We start from the raw sequence: 22,124 nt of genomic DNA on the forward strand, positions 1-22,124 counted from the left end.
GGTTCGCGACACTGAGGCGAGACATGGGCGAGGGTGCTGTTTCTGCACTCTGTTCAAATTCTCTTGTGGTGAAACCCGCTGCTTACAATTGTGGAGAGGGGGTCTTGTCGTTACCGTGAAAATACCATTTGAGCGGAGCCCGTCAGTTATGATTCATAGATTTTCCCAGTTTCTCTGTTTCAGCCTCGTGCTGTTTGTCTGCGCGGTGGTGCTCCCGGGTGCTGGCCTTGCACAGGATGCAGCGGATGCGGCCCCTGATCCGGTGGCCCGGGCGGTGGAGCTGGCGGCGGAAAGTGGTCTTGGGGTGATTATTGTCGATGGCAATGGGTCTGTCACCTCACCCTCTCCTGTGGCGACCAAGGTTGCCCCCTCGCCGATGGAAGGACATTCGTCGTTGATGAAGGCGCAGACGGAGTTTCAGGCTTTCCGCCAGGAGCTTAACAGCCGTCTTGAGGCGCTGCCCTATTCGATCTTTGAGATGAAATACATCCTGCGCCAAACCAGCCCGGACGGGCGCATCCGCACCTATGCCGAGGTCCTGGGGTGGAGCCTGTTGTTTCTGCTGATCGGGCGCTGGCTGTCGGTTGAGATCTACGGCAAACGCATTGCCAAACGCTATGTCGTGGCCCGGATCAAGGCAGAACCAGAAGGCTATTACGAGAAAATGCCCTTTCTGGTCTATCGCTTCTTTATGGGGGGAGTGGGAACCATCGTTGCGATGGTTTTTGCCTTGCTGGCCTCGTTGATCATTTTTGGTGCATCGGGCGACAGTTCCGTCGAGTTCACCGTGACCGCGATCTATACCGCGTTTTTTGTTGCCAGCATCGTGTCTGACCTGTGGCGGATGGTGCTGTCGCCCTATCTCAGCCAATATCGGATGCCGGTGTTTTCCGATAGCGACGCCAGGCGGCTGTATCTTTCGGCTTCTGTACTGGCGACCTATGATGTCTTTTCATTGATTTTTGCCACCTGGGTTCACGATTTTGGGCTGAACTACAATGTCTACGCATTGGTCTCTGGCTTTCTGGCTTTGCTTGGGGCCTTGGGCGGTCTGGCCCTGATCGGCTTCAATGGCAGGGCTATTTCAAACGCAATCCGGGCAGGGCGCAGCAAGGAAGACTGCTCCTGGCTGCTGCGCGTTCTGTCGATGGCCTGGGCGCCCGTCATGGTCGTTTATATCGTCTTTGGTTGGTTGAACCTGGCGTTTGATCTGGTGTTGGAGCGGGAGATGTCAGTGCCCTTGATGGCTGGGACCTACATGGTTCTGACCTCCATTCTGGTTGTCTATGGGGTTATAAACTACGGCATTGAGGCTGTTAGCTATCGCCGCCGTCTCCCAGAGGGGCTTGCCCCTGCGCCTGTCCTGGGCTCCGAAGAGGGGAACGCGGATGGCATGCTGTCCGAAATCTCTGAGGACGAGATCAAATCCATGTCCCAGAGGCAGGGATACAGGCTCTCGACTTTTCAGGAACTGGCGCGCCGGGTGGCGGGTATCCTCGCCTTTTTGGTGGGCGCCTATTCGCTGGTTCTGGTTTGGGCCCCCGAAGCCAGCTGGATGAAGACCACGGTTGCCGAGCGGGCGTTTGATGTCATTGTCATCCTGTTTTTGGGCTATATCGTCTATCACACTGCGCGGATCTGGATCGACAGCAAGATTGATGATGAGGTCGGTGACGTGCCGGAGGCAGAGCTTGGGGATGAAGGTGGCCATGGCGGCGCCAGTCGTCTGGCCACGCTTCTGCCGCTGTTTCGCGGCGTTATCCTGGCCGTGGTGGTAGTGTCGATCATTCTGATTGTACTGTTGGAGCTGGGGGTGAATGTCAGCCCGCTGTTTGCTGGTGCTGGTGTAGTCGGTCTGGCCGTTGGGTTTGGGTCGCAAACCCTGGTGCGGGATATCTTTTCGGGGGCATTTTTCCTGCTGGATGATGCCTTTCGCAAGGGCGAATATATCGACATTGGCGATGTCAAAGGCACGGTAGAGAAAATCTCGGTGCGCTCGTTCCAGCTGCGTCATCATCTGGGTGCGCTGCACACCATTCCTTTTGGCGAGATCAAGGTCCTGACCAATTATTCGCGCGATTGGGTGATGATGAAACTGCCGCTGCGGGTGACCTATGACACAGATGTGGAAAAGGTCCGCAAGTTGATCAAGAAGCTTGGGCAGGAATTGCTGAGCGATCCGGTCATTGGCGACAGTTTCATGCAGCCCCTGAAGTCGCAGGGGGTGATTGAAATGCAGGATTCTGCGATGATCATCCGGGTCAAATTTATGACCAAACCGGGTGACCAATGGTTGGTTCGCAAGAAAGTCTATCAGGATATTCGTGAGCTATTCGCCCGCGAAGGCATCAAGTTTGCCCATCGGGAGGTCACAGTGCGATTGGCCGAGGATCAGGTGGAGGATATGCCGCAACATAAGAAAGAAGCCATGGCAGGCGCCGTGCAGGCGGCCATTGATGAGGACATCCTGGATGTGAACGGCGAGGGGGATGATCGCTAGGCAGAGGGAAATCGCCTTACCATGACCTTGCTGCTGCAAACACCTAGGGGCCTGCATGATCGGTCTATCCATATGAAGGGGGGCTCCCGCCCCCAATGCGATCCGCTGACGCGCTTCGATTGGCGTTGGGCCGGGCGCCGGGCCTGCGGCCCGGCGGGGGCGATAGCGGCCTTGGAGTGCTAGGATCTAAACGCGGGACAGTGCCCCTTGTCCTTAGTCTTTAGGTGCCCTTGGCCCTTAGGTTAGAGGCCAGCGGGCGGGGGCGCTGCCGCAGGCCTGCGCGGGGCGGTCCCAATGCATCTGGGTGGCGCCAACCTGCAAAGCGGGGCGCAGCCGCAACGCCGGGCCCCAGCTGCTGTCTTCGACCTCGGGCGCGTAGTCTGCTGGCTGAGAGCCTGAAATCTTGGGCCCCGTGAGCTGCTGCGGTATCTGCGCCAGCTGCTCTGCCATGCGGGCGAGGGACAGTCGGGCGCTGGCAGCGCGCTGGGTTGTGGTCGCCGAGGTCAGAGCATTGAGCACAGCGGCAGCCATCATATAACCGGTGGCATGGTCCAGAGCCTGCACGGGCAGCGGGGTTGGCTCGTCAGCCCCGGCCCATTGAGCGCCCCTGTCCGCGATGCCGGCGCTCATCTGTACCAGGCTGTCAAACCCGCGCCGTCCTGCCCAGGGGCCGGTCCAGCCATAGGCATCAATTGTGACCTCTATCCGGTTGGCGGCGATGTGGTCGCGGGTGGCGAGGTCCAGTCCAAGCCCGTCGAGCGCGCCAGGGCGATAGCCATGTACCAGAACATCCGCCTGCTCCAAGAGATCTTTGAACCGCTGCAGCCCCCCGTTGTCCCGCAGGTCGAGACTGGCCATGGATTTACCCAGGGATATGTCTTGGATCACCCCTGGTTCGTCCCAGCCCGGCGGATCAATCCGCAGCACCTCGGCGCCAAAACCGGCCAAGGTCCGGGTGGCGATAGGGCCAGCGAGAACCCGCGTCAGATCTAGCACGCGCAAACCTGCCAGAGGCCGCGTGGCGGTCGCCTCGGGGCGGTCGCGCAGCAGAACGGGGCGCGGTGCAACCCAGTTTATCAGCGGCTCTTGTTGCACGGCTTGGCCCTGGGGATGCGCCAGCCACTGCTCCCTGCTGCGCATAAAGGCAGCGACACCGCCCTGGGCGACAACCGCAGTTTCAAGCGCTTCCCCCTCCCATGCGGCGACCGCTGCGGTCACGGCTGCGGGGTCTTCGGCGCAGCCCAGAACCAAAAGGGCGGCAGCGCGGTGATGGGGCAGGTTGGTATGCAGCCGGATCCAACCGTCCTTGCAGCGGTAGTTGCCGGCAATCGGATCCCACAGGCTGGGGAGCTCCCAGCCCTGGGCTGCGAAACTGTAGCCAAACCAAAGCGAGGCAAGGCGCTGATCCACCGTTACCGGCTGGGTGTGGGAGCCGAGACCTGTCGCCTGCATCAGCAGCGCCAGCTGCTGGCCAACGGCGGCGAGGCTGGCATTGGCCAGCTCGCTGACGGCATAGGCGCTGTCATAGCGCCCCGTGCCAGTGGTTTGATAGCTCTCGGGGCTGGGGAAGTCTTGCAGCTGGCTCATTGTTGATAGGGGTCCAGACTGTCGCGCAGCCCATCGCCAAAGAAGTTGAAGGCCAGCACGATGATGACAATCGGCAGCATCGGAATGGCGGTCCAGGGATAGATCTCGATTGAGGCGAGGTTTTGCGCATCATTGAGCATCACTCCCCAGCTGACCGCCGGCGCCCGCAGCCCGAGGCCGAGGAAAGACAGAGCCGTCTCGCCCAGGATCATCGCCGGGATCGACAGGGTGGCAGAGGCAATCAGATGCGACATGAAGTTGGGGATCAGGTGCTTGCGGATGACCCGACCAGAAGAGGCCCCCATCATTTCCGCCGCCCGGACGTATTCCTCTTCGCGTAGCGACAGGAATTTGGCCCGCACAGACCGTGCCAGCCCCGGCCAATCCAGAATGCCCAGGATCACCGAGATGATGAAGAACACCGCCACCGGTGACCAGTTCGATGGCACTGCTGCCGACAAGGCCAGCCACAGGGGCAGCTCTGGCAGCGAGCGCAGGACCTCGATCACCCGGTTGATTACCCAGTCAATCTTGCCGCCAAAATAGCCCGCAATCGAGCCAAAGAAGATGCCCAGCACAAAGGAAACCGAGATCCCGATGAGACCAACCGTCAGCGACAATTGCGCCCCGTAAAGAATGCGGCTGAAAATATCACGCCCCAAGCGGTCAGAGCCCCAAAGAAACAGCGTCGCCCCTTCGGGTGCACAGAACAAATGGGTGTTTGATGGGATCAGCCCGGCAATATTGTAGCGCTCTGCCTGGCAAAAGAACTCAAGCTTGAGCGGATTGTCGAGATCCGGTTTGAACACCCATTGAAAGGTCTCCAGATCCGCCTCGGAGGTCATGGGATAGATGAAGGGGCCGATAAATTCGCCGTCATGGAAGAAGTTGATCGACTGCGGTGGCGAATAGAGGTTTTCGCTCATCCGTTGGTTTGGGCCATAGGGGGCGATAAAGCCGACGACAGGCAGCAAAAGATAGCAGATCAGCAGGAAGGCACCCGAGATCAGCCCCAGCTTATGGGTTTTGAACTTGCGCCAGATCAGCACCCAGTTGGGGGCATCCAGATCCTTGCGCTCCAGCTCCAGCAAGGAGGCCTGGGGATCATAAGGCGCGTCGTCAACAAAGCGTCCGTCAGGCAGTTGGGTCATGCGTCACGCCCCTCGTAGCGAATGCGGGGATCCAGCAGGACCAGCAGCACGTCTGAAATCATCGTTCCAATCAGCGTCAGCAGGGCGACAAACATCAAGACAAAGCCGGAAAGAAACATGTCTTGGGTTTTGAGCGCGGTCAGCAGGGTGGGGCCGATGGTCTGCAATCCCAGAACAACGGAGACCAGAACCGAGCCGGAAATCATCGCCGGCAGCAGGTTGCCAATATCGGCGACAAAGGGGTTAAAGGCCACCCGCAGGGGGTATTTTGCCAGCATCCGGGCAGGCCCCATGCCCTTGGCCACGGCGGTTTCCACATAGGGTTTGCCCAGCTCGTCCAGCATGTTCGCGCGCAGCCGCTGCATCATCGCCGAGGCCCCGGAGGTGCCGATGACAAAGGTCGGCACAATCAGGTGGATGAGAATGGATTTCACCTTTTCCCATCCCATGGGCTCGCCCTCAAAGGCGGGGTCCATCAAGCCACCAATAGGCAGGTTGAACCAGCGGTGCCCGTAATAGAACAGGATCAGGGCGAGCAGGAAATTTGGTGTGGCAAGGCCAAGGTAGCCAATAAACGCAGAGGTATAATCGACCCAGCTGCGCGCCCGCGCCGCCGCCAAAACCCCCAGCGGCAAAGCCACCACATAGACAAACACCACCGCCGCAAGGTTGACCAGAACGGTGAGCCAGAGACTGTCGCCGACGATTTCCGCCACCGGACGGTCAAATTCAAAAGACCAGCCAAAATTGCCCTGCACCAAACCAGAAAACCCATGCGGGCCGGGCAGGAAGCCAACCCAGATGAAATACTGCTGCCACAGGGGTTTATCCAACGCGTATTCGCTGCGCAGGAATTCGGCCTTGGCAACGCCGGCAGACTGGCCGCTGGCGCGCAGCTCTGCGATCTGATTGGAGAGATAATCGCCGGGGGGCAGGTTGATGATGACAAAGACCAGGATGGAGACCACCCAGAGCGTCAGCAACATGGTGCCAAACCGGTAAAAGGCGTAGCGCAGAATCTCCATCAGCCTTCACCGTCCTGAAAATAGAATTCGTCGGGGCGATAGACGCCAAAATGGGCACCGGGTTCCCAGGCCCAGATGGCCTGTTCGGGTACATTGTGCAGCCGGTTTGACACCACCACCGGCTGCGGCGCAGCTGCGACAATGCCAATGCCATAGACCTGATCCGCGTGGATCGAAAGCATTTGGTGCCAGATTTCGGCCCGTTCAGCGTCGTCGTCCGCCAGCTCCCACTCATGCAGCAATTCCATCAGGCGCTGAGCGGGCTCCATGTCCGGTGCCTCGCCGGCGGCGCCACCAGTCTGGTAATACTGCCCCCATTTGGGCCAGGCCAGAAACACCTGATCGGTGGGCGCAAGAAAAGCGGGAGAGGTATGTTTTTGCGGCAAGCCATTGTCCCAGCCGTACCAGACCGAGGCCATGGTGGTGCCGGAAAACACCCGGTTGCGCAGAATGTCGCGATCCAGCGGCCGCATGATCAGCTTGACGCCAATGTCGTTCCAGTCGTCGGTGATGATCTGTAGCGCATTTTCCACTTCCTGGCGTTCGCCTGCGGTCTCGACCACCAGCTCCATGCGGCGCCCATCGGGCAGATGGCGAATGCCATAGCCGTCCTTTTCGGTAAGCCCGGCCTGATCCAGCAGTTCGTTTGCCTGTTCAGGGTCAAAAGAGGCCCAGGCCTCGCGGAATTCTGGTCTAAAGAAAGGGCTTCGTTCCAGCACTGACATTGCCCCGGGCTTGGCCAGTTTGAAATAGAGCGCCCGGTTGATGGCTGCCCGGTTGATTGCCAGCGATAGCGCTCGACGCACCCGCACATCACGCAGGGTGTTGCGCCAGACCGGGTCGGCGGTGTTCAGGTTTGGATAGATGGCGATCTGTGATGCAGCGCCGGTTCCCCAAAGGTAGGTCTTGTAGGTGTCCCCGTCGTTTTCGCCCTTACGCAGGATGGGGATGTCACGAAAGCCAAGGCCGCGGGCCTGCAAATCTGCCTGACCTGCGTTGGATTTGGCCGCGACCAGACCACCGGCCACGATCTCCATCTCGACGGTGTCAATATAGGGCAGTTGTACGCCCCGGCTGTCGACCCGGTGATAATAGGGATTGCGGACAAACTGATGGCGGATGCGTTTGCCGGCAGTGGCATTCATCCAGGGTTGCAGGGTTGGCAGCTCGTGATTGTCGAACTTGTACATGTTGTCGTATTTATTATGCAGGGCGGCCCAGCTTTTGACCCGGGCATAGTCCACCTCTTCGGCCAGGGTGTCGGCATCGGCATAATCGGCGTGGAATTGTTTCAAGTAGGCCGAAGGGCGGTAGATGAAGGGGGGGCGCGCCTGAGCCAGGTTTTGCAGGAACTGCGGATGAGGCACCTGCCACTCAAAGATAACGGTGGTCTCATCCGGGAAACTGACCTGGGGCAGCTTGCCCTCTGCAAAGAGAAAATCCGGTGGCCCGGCGGGGCTCAGCAGCGGATTATTGGCGATGTCTTTCCACCAATATTCAAAATCAGCCGAGGTAAAGGGATCCCCATTGGACCAGCGATGGCCCGGACGCAGCCGCAGGGTGTAGCGCTTGTTTCCTTCATTTTCATAGCCCAGCAAAATATCGGGCTGCAATTGGTAGTCTTCGCTATAACCCACCAGTCGGGCATAGCCGTAGACCACCATTTGACGGATGTCTTTGGAGCGGGTCACCATGGTGTTGAGCGTGCCGCCCTGCACACCAAACTGGCGCCCCTTAGCTGCCAGATCCACAACCAAGGGCGCATGCGGCAAGCGTTCAGAAATGGGGGGCAGATTGCCGGCGTCAACTTCTGGTTTCCAGAAGCCGCTTTCGACAAAACTGGGCCCGGCATGCCCTGACAGTGGCAGCAGCAAGAGGCTGGCAGCAAGCACCGCAGAGGCACGGGTGAGAAGTTTTTGTGTGGCTTTAAACATGGCAGCGTACCTTGTGTCCGGGCTCGAGCGGCACAAGCGGCGGCGCGTCAGAGCCAGAGAATCTAAAGTGTTCGGGCCAGTCCTCGGGGCGACCTGCCCCCTGCGCCACCAATTGCAGATTGATCGGGCGGTGAATGTCCGGCTCGGGTTGGGCTGCAATCAGGGCCTTGGTGTAGGGGTGCTGAGGATTGTGAAACAGGGTTTCGGGGGTCGCTTGTTCGACCACCAAGCCACGCCGCATCACAGCGACCTCGTCTGCGATCCGCGCCACTACCGCCAGATCGTGACTGATGAACAGATAGGAGAGTTGTTTTTGATCGCGAATTTGCTCCAGCAGGCGCAGAATTTGCTCCTGCACCGACACATCCAGCGCCGAGGTGGGCTCGTCGCAGACCAGCAGGGACGGATTTAGCATCAGAGCGCGGGCAATCGACAGGCGCTGGCGTTGCCCCCCGGAAAAGGCATGGGGATAGCGCTGCAGCATGTCTTCGCTCAACCCGACCATTTGCAGCATGTCGCCAGCCTTTTCACGCCGTTCAGCCCGGTTGCCGATGCCGTGGATTTCCAGGGGTTCTACCATGGTGTCCAGAATACGCATTCTCGGGCTCAGCGAGGAGTAGGGATCCTGAAACACCATCTGGGCCTCGCGCTGAAAGGCGGTGCGGGCGGTGCGATCCATCTTGTGCACTGCGATGGGGTCGGCCCCGGCTGTGGAGCGAAACAGCACTTCGCCGCCGTCGTCCGGCGGTTCGGCCCCCAGGGCAATCCGCGCGGCTGTGGTTTTGCCTGAGCCGCTTTCACCGACGATGGCCAGGGTTTTTCCACGGGGCAGCTGCAGATCAATGCCGCGGCAGGCATAGATCAGGCTGGGGGCTTTCCAGCCTTTGCCGGCCCGCATGCTATAGGTTTTTGAAACCGCGTTCAGCTCCAGGATCAGGTCTTTTTGTTCTGGCATGGCCTTGGGGGCTGCGGCTGCGGGAATTTTTGGCGCGGCCTTGATCAGCGCCTGGGTATAGGCATGGGCTGGGCTGGACAGCAGCGGCTCGGCGGCGCCGGCTTCCATCACCCGCCCCTTGTGCATGACCACGACCTGTTCGGCCATATTGGCCACCACGCCCAGATCATGGGTGACCAGGATCATCGCCATACCCGTGTCGCGCTGCAGCTCTTTCATCAACCCCAGAACCTGCGCCTGGGTTGTCACATCCAGCGCGGTTGTCGGCTCATCTGCGATCAACAGCTTGGGCTTGGCCACCATGGCCATGGCAATCATGGCGCGCTGCCGCATACCGCCAGACAGTTCAAACGGATAAGAGCTGTAGGTGCGTTCTGGATCGGGGAATCCGACGCGTTCAAAACAGGCAAGCACCTTCTTTTTTGCTTCGGCCTCGCTTTGGCGCCCATGCAGCCACAGCACCTCGGCCACTTGATTGCCAATGCGGTGCAGCGGCGACAGGGAACGCATCGGTTCCTGAAAAATCATGGCAATCTGGTTGCCGCGCAGATCGCGCATTCCAGCCTCGGGGAGGTGCAGCAGTTCTTTGGAGCTGGCGCCATCGTTAAACTGGATGCTGCCAGTGCGGATTTGCGCTGCCTTTGGCAGAATGCGCAGAACTGCGCGACAGGTCACAGTCTTGCCGGATCCGCTTTCACCGACCAGCGCCAATGTCTCGCCGGAGGCGACGTCAAAACTGACACCGCGCACAACAGAGTCATCCTTGCCAAAGCCGATGCTAAGGTCCTTTACCGAGAGCAGAGGCGCCATTCAGTGCTGCCCTTGGTGATGTCGTGATCCGGTCATTATGTCCCGTCTTTCCCTGTTTTTTTGCGCTCACCTTCGCGCGGGGGTGGTGGTCTAGTCAAACCCCATTTGCCCTGGTGGGGTTTTGCAGAAACAAAATTGATGAAACGGCACCTGTGCGCCACAATTTGCTCTGGCGGCCTGAGCATAGGCAGCAAGTGCTACACATTTGTTTCAGGATCTGACAAAGCAGGGCGGGACTAAGGCGCGGTGGCGCTGTGCCCAAGCCATCCGACCTTGCAGGCATGCCAGAGGAGACCTGATATGAGCACCCGATTGGACCTTTTTATAGACCGCATGGTGTCGCAGCGCGCCTGTCTGGATTTTGGAATAGCCCAGACCGCTGATATGCAGGGGCCAGTGTTTGAGCTGGGGCTGGGCAATGGCCGCACCTATCACCACATGCAGCACAACATCAAAGGCCGCGATCTTTATGTGTTTGAACGTGCCGTGGCCTCGCATCCCGACAGCACCCCACCAGAAGAGCTGACCATCCTCGGTGATGTGCGTGAAACCCTGCCAGCAGCCTTGACCCGCTTTGGCGCCACTGCCAGCCTGATCCATGCGGATCTTGGCGGTCATAACCGGGCCAAGAATGACGCTTTTGCGCAGCTGATCTCGCCGCTGGTTGAACCTCTGCTGGCTGTCGGCGGGCTGATGGTCTCGTCAGACCGGATGTATTTTGAGGCGCTTACCGAAATGCCTCTGCCGCCCGAAGCCGTTGAGGAGCGCTGCTTTATCTATCGCCGCGACAGCTAAGAGTGGGAATTGTGGCGGGACGTTGGGTTACTCTGGCCCTCGCCCGCCAGCGCCGCCTAGGTTGGGGCCTGACCAAACCGGTGACCAGGGAGGCCAACCGATGATTTTTTATGATTGTTCCACCGCACCCAATCCGCGACGGGCGCGGATGTTTTTGGCGGAAAAGGGCCTTGCGCCGGAAAGCCACGATATCTCGATTGCCAAGGGAGAGCAGCTGAAACCAGAATTTCGCGCAGTGAATCCACGGGCGACCATTCCGGTACTGGTGACGGATACGGGCTGCGTTTTGACGGAAAACCTCGGCATTGCGGCCTATCTGGAAGCCCATACGCCGGAGCCCGCCCTGATGGGGCGCACGGCGGATGAAAAGGGCCTGGTGCTGATGTGGAATTCCATTGTCGAGCAGCAAGGCGGCATGCCCATCGCCGAGGCGCTGCGCAATACCCATCCGGCCTTTAGTGATCGCGCTATTCCTGGCCCCGACAATTACGCCCAGCTGCCGGAACTGGCAGAGCGCGGCTTGGCGCGGACCCAGGCCTTTTTTACTCTGTTGGAAGAGCGTTTGCGCGAGAGCCCTTATCTGGCCGGTGAGGCGTTCACCTTGGCAGATATTTCGGCCTTTGTGTTTGTTGAGTTTGCCCGTGTGATCCAGCAGCGGATCCCGGAAGAGAACACCGCCAGCCTGGCCTGGTACAAGGCAATCAAGGCACGTCCCAGCGCGCAGCTCTGACGTCTTCGGGCAGGGGCGGGCATGACAGGTCTGGACAACATCCTGCGCCCGCCGCAGGATGTCGCAGCCCAATGCTGGATGGCTCCACCCCAGAAAAAGATGAGTTTTTATGCCACCAAAGCCGCTTTTGCACCGTGACAATCCCAGCGCCGAACCGCTGGTTGGCAATGTCAAAGTCACCCGGGACGACTGGCTCAATGTGGCGATGGATGTGCTGATCAGCGATGGTGTCGAGCAGGTCAAGGTGCTGGCCCTGGCTGAGCGGATGAAGGTGTCACGCTCCTCCTTTTATTGGTATTTCAAGTCCCGGCAGGATCTGTTGGATGCCTTGCTGAAAACCTGGGAACAGACCAATACCGCCGCGATGTTGGCCCGTGCCGAGGCTCCGGCAGAGGCCATCACGGGCGCGGTTCTGAACGTGTTTCACTGCATAGCCAATCCGGCCTTGTTTAACACCGCGCTGGATTTTGCGGTACGGGACTGGGCGCGGCGATCCGGCAAGGTCCGCAGTCTGTTGGATCGTTCGGATGCGCGCCGGGTTGAGGCCTTGACGCAGATGTTTCTGCGCTACGGCTATGCGAGCCTAGAGGCCATGACCCGCGCCAAGGTGCTGTATTACATGCAGCTGGGCTACGACATGGCCGAACCCAACGAGAGCTACGCCCATAGGTTGGAAATGACGCCGCAGTATCTGAAGGTCTTTACCGGGCGTGAGCCCAGTGCGATTGAACTGGATGAATTTTCAGAGTTCACCCGCAAGCACTGGGATTTGTAATCCGGTTTGACCTATAAGAAATGGCCCCGGTTGGGGCCATTTCTTATTCATAGCTTTTCGAGCAGGTGGGTGGCGTTGGCGCGGTGCTTATGGGCGGCCTCCAGTCGCACCGGACCATAGCCACGGATCTCCATCGGGGCCTCTAGGATCTGCAGGCAGTCCTGGTGCTTATCGCTGCTGTAACTGGCCGCGACCCTGTCCAGGGCTGCCTCGTACCAGGCCAGCAGGCTGCGATGCAGGCGGGCTTCCTCGTGGTAGCCAAAGGGGTTGAGCCGACTGGCGCGCAGCACCCTGGCGCGGCTCAGCACCGACAGGGCAGGGCGCAGCCAGGGGCCAAAGCTCTTTTTGAGCGGGCGACCGCGGGCGTCTTTTTTGCGGCTCAGCAGGGGCGGGGCCAGGTGGTAGTTGACGCTGTAGTCGCCTTCGAACTCCTGGGCGATCTGATCTTTGAAGCCGTCGCCGGTCATCAGGCGCGCGACCTCAAATTCATCTTTATAAGCCATCAGTTTGAACAATGACCGCGCGGCGGCCTCGGTGAGCTCCTCCTTGGCCTGCTCGGGCAGCTGGTTGCGAAAGCTGTCCAAAGTGCTGGTAAAGCGCTGGGCATAGGCGGCATCCTGATACCCCGTCAGGAAAACCGAGCGGCGCTCGATGATCTGGTCCAGTGTTTCGGTGCTCTCTGGGGCTTCGGCATAGAATTGCGCCACCAGCTGGGGATCCGTGGCCATGGCGCGGCCAATGGTAAAGGCAAGGCGGTTTTTGTCGATGGCCACGCCGTTCAGTTCGATCGCCTGATCCAGTGCCGTGCCGCTGACTGGCACCAGCCCCTTTTGCCAGGCAAAGCCCAGCATCATTACATTGGCCAGAACCGCATCGCCCAACAGGGTCTCGGCGGCCTCGTTGGCGTTAAAGCCGCTGAGGTTTTCAGGACCCACTGCCGCTGCAATTTGTTGTTCACGCACCCCTGCCATCAGATCGGCGTCACGGCGCAGCACCAGATCCCCTGTGGGCATCTCGGCGCGGTTCAGCACAATCCGGGTGCCCGCGCGATAATGGGCCGAGGCCTTGGGGGCAGAGCTGACCACCACATCACAGCCAATCACCGCATCTGCGGCGGCCTGATCAATGCGCACCTGGTTGAGGCTGTCTGGGCTGGCAGAAAGGCGGATATAGCTGAGCACAGTGCCGAATTTCTGCGCAAAGCCGGTAAAGTCCAGCACGCTGGAGCCTTTGCCCTCCAGGTGCGCTGCCATGGTGATCAGCGCGCCGACCGTGACAACGCCGGTGCCGCCCACCCCGGTGACCAGCAGATCAAAGGGTGTCTCCAGCGCTGGCAACTCAGGCGCGGGCAGTTTTGCGGCCAGGGCATCGCGATCCAGACCTGCAGGCAGTTTTTTGCGTCGGCTGCCGCCCTCAATGGTGACAAAGCTGGGGCAGAAACCGTTCAGGCAGGAGAAATCCTTGTTGCAGCTGGACAGGTTGATCTTACGCTTGCGACCAAAGGCTGTTTCCTTGGGTTCAACGCTCAGGCAGTTGCTCTCAATCGAGCAATCGCCGCAGCCTTCGCAGACCAGATCATTGATAAAGGCGAACTTCTTGGGGTCTTCCATGGTGCCACGCTTGCGGCGGCGGCGTTTTTCGGTGGCGCAGGTCTGTTCGTAGATCAGGGTAGAAACCCCCTTGATCTCACGCAGCTCACGCTGGACCAGATCCATATCGGCGCGGTCATGGAAGATGGTGCCGGCAGGAAAATCGCCGCGGTTGAATTTGTCGATATCATCAGAGACCAAGGCAATGCGCTGCACCCCTTCGGCGCGGCAGGTCTGGGCGATGCCGAGGACCGAGACCGGGCCGTCGACGGGCTGGCCGCCGGTCATGGCAACCGCGTCATTATAGAGGATCTTATAGGTGATATTGGTGCCTGCTGCGACCGCCTGTCGAATGGCAAGCGAGCCAGAGTGATACCAAGTGCCCTCGCCAAGGTTCTGGAAGATATGCTTGCCACCATTGTACTGCGAGGCTGCCGTCCAGGTGACGCCTTCGCCGCCCATCTGTGCATAGCCGGAGGTTTCGCGGTCCATCCAGCTGGCCATCACATGGCAGCCGATGCCGGATTTGGCCTCGCTGCCGGTCGGCAGTTTGGTTGAGGTGTTATGCGGACAGCCCGAGCAGAAATAGGGGGTGCGGTTGGCCCCGGGCACATTGATCAGCTTGGGTGGCTCGGCCAGCAGTGCAGCAGCCTTTGCGGGCAGGCCCTCATTTGGGAAAAAGCTGTCCAGACGTGCGGCAACGATGGGGGCCAGCATCAAGGGGCTCAGCTCGCCGGTCCAGGGGATCAGCGGCTCGCCTGCGCTGTCGTATTTGCCAACCATCTTGTTGGGTTTGTCACCGGGCCAGTCGTAGAAATACTCTTTGAATTGGCTCTCAATGATGCCGCGCTTTTCTTCGACCACCAGCACTTCGTCTTTGCCACGCATGAACCGCAGGGCTTCGGGGCGGGCGAGAGGCCAGACCATGCCAACCTTGTAGATGTCGATGCCGAGACGGCGACAGGCGGCTTCGTCCAGGCCAAGCAGGCGCAGGGCCTCCATCAGGTCCAGGTGCCCCTTGCCGGTGGTGACAAAGCCAAATTTGGCCGTTTCAACATCATAGATACGGCGGTCAATCGGGTTCGCCTCGGCAAAGGCGCGCACAGCCTTGATCTTGGCGCGGATGCGGGTCTCGATCTCGGGCGAGGGCAGGTCGGCGCGACGAATATGCAGCCCACCAGGGTAGTCTGGCAGCTCAGGGTAGGTAAAGCTGCGGTCCTGTTGCAGTTCAACCGAGCGGGCGCTTTCAACGGTTTCGGACACCGCCTTAAAGCCAACCCAGGTGCCAGAGTAGCGCGACAGGGCAAAGCCATACTCGCCGTAGGTGAGAAACTCGGAAACATCGGCCGGGTTCAGCACCGGCATGAACCAGGACATGAAGGCGACGTCGGATTGATGCGGCATGGAGGAGCTGACGCAGCCATGGTCATCACCTGCCACCACCAGAACGCCGCCCTTAGCGGAGGAGCCATAGGCATTGCCATGTTTCAGCGCATCCCCCGAGCGGTCAACGCCGGGGCCTTTGCCATACCACATGGAAAACACGCCCTCGACCTCGCAATGGGGATCCAGAATGGCCTGCTGCGCCCCCAGAACCGCCGTGGCACCAAGATCTTCATTGACGGCAGGCATAAAGGTGACGCGGTTGTCTTCCATCCGCTGGCGCGAGCGCCAGAATTCCAGATCCACTGCACCCAGCGGCGACCCGCGATAGCCAGAGACAAACCCGGCGGTGTTCAGCCCGGCGCTGCAGTCTCGCCGCGCCTGATCCAGCATCACCCGCGCCAGAGCCTGGGTGCCGGTGAGGAACACTCGGCCTTTGGTCTGGTCGTAGCGGTCATCTAGTTTGTAGCTGCGGAAATCATGGCTCAGCTCGGTCATTCTGGTGATCCTTGCGGGTGGTATGGCTGGGAAATGTGCTCTTTGAGGCAGAATAATCCGTCTGAGGTGAATAGATCTGTCTGAATTGCTGGTTTTTGCCGGTGATTTGGATATATTGACCGAAACTTAGCCAATAAATGGATAGATTATCACTCATGCAGCTTATCGACGACCGTGACAGGCATATTTTGCGGCTCTTGCAGGAGGATTCCCGCATTTCCAATGCCGAGCTTTCTGAAAAGGTGGGCATGTCGGCCTCGGCTCTGTGGCGCAGGGTGCGCGCGCTAGAGGACACAGGCGTGATTGAGCGCTATGGCGCGGTGGTGAATGCCAGTGCTATGGGGCTGGATTTTCAGGCAATTGTGCATGTGCAGCTGACCCGCCATGACCCGGAAAAGCTGGCGGAGTTCATTCGTGCGGTCGAACAGAGCCCCTTGGTACAGGAATGCTATGCCACCACGGGCCAATCGGATTATCAAATGCGCGTCCTGGCGCCTGATTTGGAATCCTACAACCGGTTTCTTGAGGAGTTCCTGTTTCGCCTGCCTGCAGTTGCCAGCGCGCAGACCAATTTGGTTTTGCGCACCATCAAACGGGATCGCTCGGTGGTTTCACAGGGGTAGATGGGCAGAACCGGGGGCCTGGAAGGGGGCAGCTGGCAGGCGTCACAGGGCTGGCGTCACTGGCTGGCTCACTGGCAGGCGACGCATTTCACCCAGGCGGCAGTCATGGCGAGATAGGTCAGCTGGTGCAGGCATTGATCCGTGCCCATGGCGCGCCAAAAAGACGCCTGCTGGGGGTTGAGCTCTTTCTTTTCGGAATAATGCGCCTTGCCGTAATCGATGTGAAAATGCACCACCCATTCCGCAACGCAGATCAGCAGGGTAAAGCCAACAGGTGCGCCCATCAGGACAAACACAATCACCGAAAACAGCGCATGAACCCCGGCGTGTTGCGCTCGTCCTGCATGCAGGTATTCGTCCCGGCCGGATAGCATTTTGGGTGTCTGCAAAAAGAAGTCGGCAAACAGATGTTTGATCTGTAACAGGCAGAGCAAAATCAATACGGATCCGACAAGTCCTGGCAAGACATTCCCCTGTACAAAATTCTCTGGAACCATACGGATTTTTTACCAGCTGGCAAATACTGTGTAGCAGGGATGCCGTAACGGGACAGTGACCTTCATCACAGGCGCAACATTTGCTCTGCCCATTGCCTGTCAGGTGCAAACCGCGCTAGGCATGAAGAACTGTTTTTGCTGCAGCCAAAGTTGGAGCTCTCCCATAGAACCGTCTCTCTTCCGTTTTATCTGGAAATATTCCAAACGCGACCAAGTTATCCTGCTGATGGTCACCGGCTGTTTGTTTCCGCTTTTGTATCTCACACTGGAACTGCCCAAACGGATCATCAATGACGCCATTGGCGCGCAGACTGACCGTATTGACCTGTTTGGCTACTCGATTGGAAAACTCGATTACCTGTGGATTCTCTGTGCCGGTTTCCTGATTGCCGTGCTGCTGCACGGATTGCTGAAAATGCGCATCAATACCATGAAGGGTGTACTGGCTGAACGCATGTTGCGGCGGTTTCGCTACCGGTTGATTGCCCGGGTTCTGCGCTTTCCTCAGCCCTATTTTGAGCGGGTAAGCCAGGGTGAACTGGTGTCAATGATTACCTCCGAGAGTGAGCCGATGGGGGGCTTGATGGGGGATGCGGTCAGCCAACCTGTGTTGCAGGCCGGACAGATGCTGACAATTCTGTTTTTCCTTTTCACCCAAAGCCCCTGGTTCGGATTGGCGGCAGTGGCGCTAATCCCGCTGCAGGGCTGGCTGATCCCGATGTTGCAACGCCAGATCAACCTGCTGAACAAGACCCGGATTCATCAGGTACGGGCGCTGGCCTCTGAGATCGGTGAAAGTGCCGCTGGTGCTGCGACGCTGCGCATCAATGGGGGCTGGCGCTACCGGATGGCGGTGATCACCGATCGGCTGGGCCGTCTCTATGACATTCGGTTCCAGATCTATCAGAAAAAATTCTTCATGAAGTTCCTCAACAACTTCATTACCAATCTGACCCCATTCTTCTTTTACTCCGTGGGCGGCTATCTGGTGCTGCAGGGGGAAGTCTCCCTTGGGGCGCTGGTGGCAGCTCTAGCGGCCTACAAAGACCTTGCCTCCCCCTGGAAAGAGCTTTTGGCCTATTACAACCAGACCCAGGATATGGCCCTTCGCTGGGATGTGATTCTGGAGCGGTTTGCCCCGTCGGGCATGGTGCGCGAAGAGCTGATGTCCGGCGAACCGGATGAATTTGTCCGGCTCAATAGCGATGTTACGCTCAATTCGGTCAATGTGCGGGATGCAGATGGGAATCTGGTACTGGAAGACCTGAATGCAACCCTACCGGCGGGGCGGGTCATTGGCATTGCGGCCCCCTCAGAAGAGGATCGACGGGCCATGGCCGCGTTGTTGACCCGTGAAGTTTTGCCGTCTGCCGGACAGGTGACCGTCGCAGGCCAGGATATGCGGGATCTGCATCAGGCGGTACTGGCGCTGCGCGTCGGCCACGTGACGTCCCGCCCGGTGCTGTTTCAGGGCTCCTTTGGCGATAACGTGATGATGCCAATGCGCCAACGCCCCATGGGCAGCGCCCATGATACCGGGCGCTTTCGGGCCGCGCAGCTGGCAGGCAATAGCGCAGATGCCTTTGATGCTCCCTGGCTGGATCCGGAACTGGCGGGTTTTGCGACCGAGCATGATCTGCGCGACTGGTGGGTTCAGCTTCTGGCCGGCATCGGTACCGACAGCGCCCTATTTCGGCGTGGGATGGAACAGAAATTTGATGCCATCCAACACCCGCGCTTGGCGCAGTCTCTGGTTGATCTGCGGCCCAAGGTGCGTGCAGCCATCGCAAAGTCGGAACTGGGCGCGCAGGTACATGGCCTGGCCCCGGATGCCTATAACCCCGCCTTGCCAGTGGTTGAAAACCTGCTCTACGCGACGCTGAGCGAGCCTATCTCCGAGGAAATGCTGAGCCAGCACGTCGATTTCCTCGACCGTCTGCGAGAACTGCAACTGCTCGATGATCTGGTTGCCCTGACACAGGACGTCGTGGACATCCTGCGGCAGATTTTTGGCATGGATGGCACGGATCACCCCCTATTTCGCAAGCTGGGACTTGATCCCAAGGCCTATGAACGGGCCTCTGCCCTGGTTGACAAGACCCGCAGCAAGGGCACCGAGGCGCTGGAACAGGACGAGCTGGCGCAATTGATGATCGTTCCCTTCAGCATTTCGGCTGAACAGATCGGCCCGGCTTTCACGGATGAAATGAAGGCCCGGATCCTCGCCTTTCGCAAAAGCCACGCGGATGAACTGTTGGGGACCTTGTCTGATGTTTTTGTGCGCCTAGACGAGGCGAGCTTTGCCCCGGGCCTGACGGTTCTGGAAAACGCTCTCTTTGGCAAGATTTCCGACAGCTCCGGCGCGCGTGGGGATGAGTTGCGGCGGTTGGTGTCGCAGGTTCTGGTCGAAAACGGCGCCCGTGACATGGTGGTAGAGCTGATCTTTGATTTGCCCATTGCACTGGGCGGCCAGGGGCTGCCTTCCAGCTATGCGGAACCCCTGGCCTTTGCCAGGGCCACGATCAAGCGACCGGATATCCTGCTGTTGGATTCGGCTTTCTCCAGCTATGATCTGGACACCCGGATTGCGGTGCATAAGAACCTGCGCCGCCTGTTGCCCGATACCACGCTTGTTTATCTCGAGTCGGCGTTTGATCGCGTGGATGTGTTTGACGCCTTCTATGAATTGCGCCAGGGCAGGCTGGTCAGTGATGACCCGGACGATCATGTGGTCGAAGACAGTGCCGCCAGCCAGGATCTGGCGCGCAAGCTCCGGGCATTGGAGGAGACAGAGCTGTTTTCTGGCCTGAACCGGCGGCAGCTGCGGTTATTGGCCTTTGGCGCACGCTGGTATTCAGCCCAGGCCGGGGATGCGGTTTTCCTAAAGAACGATGTCGCCAGTGATGGTGTCTACATGATTACCGAGGGCCAGGCCGGCCTGTTCCTGCCACAAGAGGGGCACGAGGATCATAAGGTCACTTCGGTTGGGCCGGGTAAGTTGGTGGGGGAATTAGGTCTCATCCGCAAAGAACCGCGGGCACTGAGCATGATTGCGGAAACCGAACTCACCTGTTTGCGGATCGGTGAAGAAGAATTCCTAGCCGTGGTCGAAAACGATGCCAATACGGCCTTCAAACTGCTGCAGGTGGTCTCCGGCTACGTTGGAAACTGATTTCTGGTCCCTCCCATGTCCTTGGCGCCTTAACGGGCTGGTGTAGGCCGAAGACAGGGGGGAAGACAGGGGGAGGGTGGATCGGGCCAAGAAGGATAGGAGCATGACTGGATGAAGCCTGTTTCTGCAGACGCATACAGGCAGGGAAGCGCCTCCAGAAAAACGCTCCCAGAAAAAAGTCGGCTGAAAAAATGCCTGGCGATAGCTGGCAGCTGGTGCGGGTTTAGCTGTCGGGGCTGCAGAACTGTCGGTAAAGCAGGGCAATGAGCTCTTGCGTGTTTTGGTCCTTGAGCGAGTAGAAAATGGTTTTCCCCTCTCGCCGCGTTTGCACCAGCCCCTCATCGCGCAGCCGCGCCAGCATCTGGCTGACAGCGGCCTGGCGCATATCCAGCAGGGACTCCAGGGTGCCTACGGATTTTTCGCCGGCACCAAGATGACATAGAATCATCAGCCGTCCCTCATGGGCCAGCGTCTTGAGAAAGCCTGCCGCCTCGGCAGCGCGTTCTGCCATGTTGATGGGCGCTTCCGGGTGTAATTCTGTTTCGACCGTCTCTGCTGAGGTGGCTGCGTCAAGGAGAGGCTCTGGGGTCTGAAGGGTCACGTATCCAACATCCTGCACTGGTTGATGGGCGCATAATGCCCCACATCCCATAGCAAAGTCACCCCCTGCAATGACGTCTGTCGTGGGTTAGGTCTCTAGTGGCGGAGCGCCGCCGGCAAAACTGTTGCCATTTTGATAGTCGCAGGGCTCTTCGCGCATGTTGAGATGCAGATCAGTGCCGGTAAAGGGGTGCGCGCGAGCGAGAGCCTCATCAACCTGAATTCCAAGTCCAGGGGCATCAGGTACGGTGATGAAGCCGTCCTCCACCCGGATGCTGCCTTGGATCAGCGCGTCGTGAAATGGCGTTTCGATGCATTCAGCCATCAGGATGTTTGGGATCGAGGCGGCCAGTTGGATATTGGCGGCCCATTCCACCGGGCCGGCATAAAGATGCGGCGCGATCTGGGCATTGTGAACCTCCGCAATCGCGGCGATTTTTTTGGTTTCAAGGATGCCGCCAGAACGGCCAAGCGCCGGTTGCAGGATCGACACGCCAGCACGCAGGGCGGCGGCGAATTCGACCTTGGTTGTCATCCGCTCCCCTGTCGCGATCGGGATGCGGACGGCATCGGCGACTCGGGCAAACTCGGCGATATTGTCGGGCGGGATCGGTTCCTCGAACCACAGCGGATCATAGGCTTCCAGCCGCCGCCCCAGCCTAATGGCCCCTGATGTGGTGAACTGGCCGTGGGTGCCGAACAACAGGTCGGCCTTGCTGCCCACCGCCTGACGGATCGCGGCGCAAAATGCGACCGAGGTTTCGATATCGGTCATTGCCGGCTGGTGGCCGCCGCGCAGGGTATAGGGGCCGGCGGGGTCGAATTTGACCGCCGTGAAGCCCAGCCTGACCATTTCGGCGGCACATTCCGCGGCCATGTCAGGGCTGATCCAGAAGTCGCTGCTTTCCTGATGGGCCAGCGGATACAGATAGGTGTAGGAGCGGACCTTTTCATTCATCATCCCGCCGAGCAGCGCGTGAACCGGGCGGTCATGCGCCTTGCCAAGGATATCCCAACAGGCGATTTCAAGGCCGGAAAACGCGCCCATCACGGTCAGATCCGGGCGCTGAGTGAAGCCGCTGGAATAGGCCCGGCGGAACATCATTTCGATGTTTTCCGGGTTTTCGCCCTGCATGTGCCGCTGAAACACATCCGTAATCACGGCCTGCATCGCATCAGGGCCGACCGAGGCTGCGTAAACCTCGCCATAGCCGATGATGCCGTTATCGGTGGTCAGCTTGACAAATATCCAATAGCGCCCGCCCCAGCCCGGCGGCGGGGTGCCAACGACGAATATTTCCAGATCCTTCAGTTTCATGCGATCCCTCCTGCCAGCCGCGTGTCTTGGGCGATAGTGTAAGCGCTGGTTTCAGGTTTCCAGCAGAATTTCGCAAGGTTAGCCCTTTACGTCGGAGATGAAACAAAATAGGCGGTTTGCGACCTTTCTACCCATTCCTCTTTGGCGCAAAACGGGTCATGAACGCGCCTTTCTTCCCCAAA

General features: G+C 59.2%; 15 protein-coding genes. 6 read left to right on the forward strand and 9 right to left on the reverse strand.

Annotation, left to right across the window (positions count from 1 at the left end):
* Positions 1-148: 148 nt before the first annotated feature.
* Positions 149-2,500 carry a mechanosensitive ion channel family protein gene (locus QZ268_RS10710; protein WP_295452122.1) on the forward strand — a complete coding sequence of 784 codons (2,352 nt, stop codon included), beginning with the start codon at positions 149-151 and terminating at the stop codon, positions 2,498-2,500.
* 237 nt (positions 2,501-2,737) lie between these two features.
* On the opposite strand, the gene QZ268_RS10715 is transcribed toward QZ268_RS10710, so the two are convergent.
* The 5 genes from QZ268_RS10715 to QZ268_RS10735 are packed head-to-tail and all read right to left on the reverse strand — an operon-like array spanning position 2,738 to position 9,962.
* Positions 2,738-4,087 (reverse strand): CoA transferase, encoded by a 1,350-nt coding sequence (locus tag QZ268_RS10715; protein ID WP_295452124.1) that lies wholly within the window; start codon positions 4,085-4,087, stop codon positions 2,738-2,740.
* A complete protein-coding gene (locus QZ268_RS10720; RefSeq protein ID WP_295452127.1) occupies positions 4,084-5,238 on the reverse strand; it encodes an ABC transporter permease in 1,155 nt (384 codons plus the stop codon). The genes QZ268_RS10715 and QZ268_RS10720 overlap by 4 nt, the downstream gene beginning before the upstream one ends.
* Positions 5,235-6,263, reverse strand: coding sequence for an ABC transporter permease (locus QZ268_RS10725; RefSeq protein ID WP_295452129.1), 1,029 nt, complete (start codon positions 6,261-6,263; stop codon positions 5,235-5,237). Before QZ268_RS10725 ends, QZ268_RS10720 begins: the two co-directional genes overlap by 4 nt.
* Complete coding sequence (locus QZ268_RS10730; protein WP_295452131.1) at positions 6,263-8,197, reverse strand: ABC transporter substrate-binding protein; 1,935 nt, start codon at positions 8,195-8,197, stop codon at positions 6,263-6,265. The genes QZ268_RS10725 and QZ268_RS10730 overlap by 1 nt, the downstream gene beginning before the upstream one ends.
* Complete coding sequence (locus QZ268_RS10735; protein ID WP_295452134.1) at positions 8,190-9,962, reverse strand: ABC transporter ATP-binding protein; 1,773 nt, start codon at positions 9,960-9,962, stop codon at positions 8,190-8,192. Before QZ268_RS10735 ends, QZ268_RS10730 begins: the two co-directional genes overlap by 8 nt.
* Before the next feature lie 300 nt (positions 9,963-10,262).
* On the opposite strand from QZ268_RS10735, the gene QZ268_RS10740 reads away from it, so the two are divergent.
* The 3 genes from QZ268_RS10740 to QZ268_RS10750 all read left to right on the forward strand — a co-directional run bounded on the left by QZ268_RS10740 (position 10,263) and on the right by QZ268_RS10750 (position 12,262).
* The gene (locus QZ268_RS10740; protein WP_295452136.1) at positions 10,263-10,757 is read left to right on the forward strand and encodes a class I SAM-dependent methyltransferase; all 495 of its coding nucleotides are present in this window, start codon (positions 10,263-10,265) and stop codon (positions 10,755-10,757) included.
* A gap of 100 nt (positions 10,758-10,857) precedes the next feature.
* A complete protein-coding gene (locus tag QZ268_RS10745; RefSeq protein WP_295452139.1) occupies positions 10,858-11,487 on the forward strand; it encodes a glutathione S-transferase in 630 nt (209 codons plus the stop codon).
* Between the two features lie 109 nt (positions 11,488-11,596).
* Positions 11,597-12,262 (forward strand): TetR/AcrR family transcriptional regulator, encoded by a 666-nt coding sequence (locus QZ268_RS10750; protein WP_295452141.1) that lies wholly within the window; start codon positions 11,597-11,599, stop codon positions 12,260-12,262.
* Positions 12,263-12,309: 47 nt separating this feature from the next.
* Here the strand turns inward: QZ268_RS10750 and QZ268_RS10755 are convergent, their stop codons facing one another.
* Positions 12,310-15,732: an indolepyruvate ferredoxin oxidoreductase family protein gene (locus QZ268_RS10755; protein ID WP_295452145.1), complete on the reverse strand. Its 3,423-nt coding sequence runs from the start codon at positions 15,730-15,732 to the stop codon at positions 12,310-12,312.
* 155 nt (positions 15,733-15,887) lie between these two features.
* Between QZ268_RS10755 and QZ268_RS10760 the strand changes: the two genes are divergently transcribed.
* Positions 15,888-16,355, forward strand: coding sequence for an Lrp/AsnC family transcriptional regulator (locus tag QZ268_RS10760; RefSeq protein ID WP_295452148.1), 468 nt, complete (start codon positions 15,888-15,890; stop codon positions 16,353-16,355).
* Between the two features lie 68 nt (positions 16,356-16,423).
* On the opposite strand, the gene QZ268_RS10765 is transcribed toward QZ268_RS10760, so the two are convergent.
* Positions 16,424-16,819 carry a DUF3307 domain-containing protein gene (locus QZ268_RS10765; RefSeq protein ID WP_295452157.1) on the reverse strand — a complete coding sequence of 132 codons (396 nt, stop codon included), beginning with the start codon at positions 16,817-16,819 and terminating at the stop codon, positions 16,424-16,426.
* Positions 16,820-17,078: 259 nt separating this feature from the next.
* Here QZ268_RS10765 and QZ268_RS10770 point away from each other — a divergent pair, with 259 nt between their 5' ends.
* A complete protein-coding gene (locus tag QZ268_RS10770) occupies positions 17,079-20,024 on the forward strand; it encodes an ABC transporter transmembrane domain-containing protein (RefSeq protein ID WP_295452160.1) in 2,946 nt (981 codons plus the stop codon).
* A gap of 223 nt (positions 20,025-20,247) precedes the next feature.
* On the opposite strand, the gene QZ268_RS10775 is transcribed toward QZ268_RS10770, so the two are convergent.
* Both QZ268_RS10775 and QZ268_RS10780 read right to left on the reverse strand, forming a co-directional pair.
* Entirely contained in the window at positions 20,248-20,535 is a 288-nt protein-coding gene (locus tag QZ268_RS10775; RefSeq protein ID WP_295452177.1) for a metalloregulator ArsR/SmtB family transcription factor, read from the reverse strand.
* 177 nt (positions 20,536-20,712) lie between these two features.
* Entirely contained in the window at positions 20,713-21,942 is a 1,230-nt protein-coding gene (locus QZ268_RS10780; RefSeq protein WP_295452162.1) for a mandelate racemase/muconate lactonizing enzyme family protein, read from the reverse strand.
* Between the last annotated feature and the right edge of the window lie 182 nt (positions 21,943-22,124).

The sequence above is a fragment of the uncultured Pseudophaeobacter sp. genome, from assembly GCA_905479575.1.
Taxonomy (GTDB): Bacteria; Pseudomonadota; Alphaproteobacteria; order Rhodobacterales; family Rhodobacteraceae; genus Pseudophaeobacter.

Bases quoted from the DNA above. Each gene is read 5' to 3' on its own strand.
- QZ268_RS10770 (WP_295452160.1), top strand. From the start codon at position 17,079: ATGGTCACCGGCTGTTTGTTTCCGCTTTTGTATCTCACACTGGAACTG.
- QZ268_RS10715 (WP_295452124.1), bottom strand. From the start codon at position 4,087: ATGAGCCAGCTGCAAGACTTCCCCAGCCCCGAGAGCTATCAAACCACT.
- QZ268_RS10720 (WP_295452127.1), bottom strand. From the start codon at position 5,238: ATGACCCAACTGCCTGACGGACGCTTTGTTGACGACGCGCCTTATGAT.
- QZ268_RS10735 (WP_295452134.1), bottom strand. From the start codon at position 9,962: ATGGCGCCTCTGCTCTCGGTAAAGGACCTTAGCATCGGCTTTGGCAAG.
- QZ268_RS10780 (WP_295452162.1), bottom strand. From the start codon at position 21,942: ATGAAACTGAAGGATCTGGAAATATTCGTCGTTGGCACCCCGCCGCCG.
- QZ268_RS10725 (WP_295452129.1), bottom strand. From the start codon at position 6,263: ATGGAGATTCTGCGCTACGCCTTTTACCGGTTTGGCACCATGTTGCTG.
- QZ268_RS10730 (WP_295452131.1), bottom strand. From the start codon at position 8,197: ATGTTTAAAGCCACACAAAAACTTCTCACCCGTGCCTCTGCGGTGCTT.
- QZ268_RS10750 (WP_295452141.1), top strand. From the start codon at position 11,597: ATGCCACCAAAGCCGCTTTTGCACCGTGACAATCCCAGCGCCGAACCG.
- QZ268_RS10740 (WP_295452136.1), top strand. From the start codon at position 10,263: ATGAGCACCCGATTGGACCTTTTTATAGACCGCATGGTGTCGCAGCGC.
- QZ268_RS10760 (WP_295452148.1), top strand. From the start codon at position 15,888: ATGCAGCTTATCGACGACCGTGACAGGCATATTTTGCGGCTCTTGCAG.
- QZ268_RS10745 (WP_295452139.1), top strand. From the start codon at position 10,858: ATGATTTTTTATGATTGTTCCACCGCACCCAATCCGCGACGGGCGCGG.
- QZ268_RS10710 (WP_295452122.1), top strand. From the start codon at position 149: ATGATTCATAGATTTTCCCAGTTTCTCTGTTTCAGCCTCGTGCTGTTT.
- QZ268_RS10755 (WP_295452145.1), bottom strand. From the start codon at position 15,732: ATGACCGAGCTGAGCCATGATTTCCGCAGCTACAAACTAGATGACCGC.
- QZ268_RS10775 (WP_295452177.1), bottom strand. From the start codon at position 20,535: ATGGCAGAACGCGCTGCCGAGGCGGCAGGCTTTCTCAAGACGCTGGCC.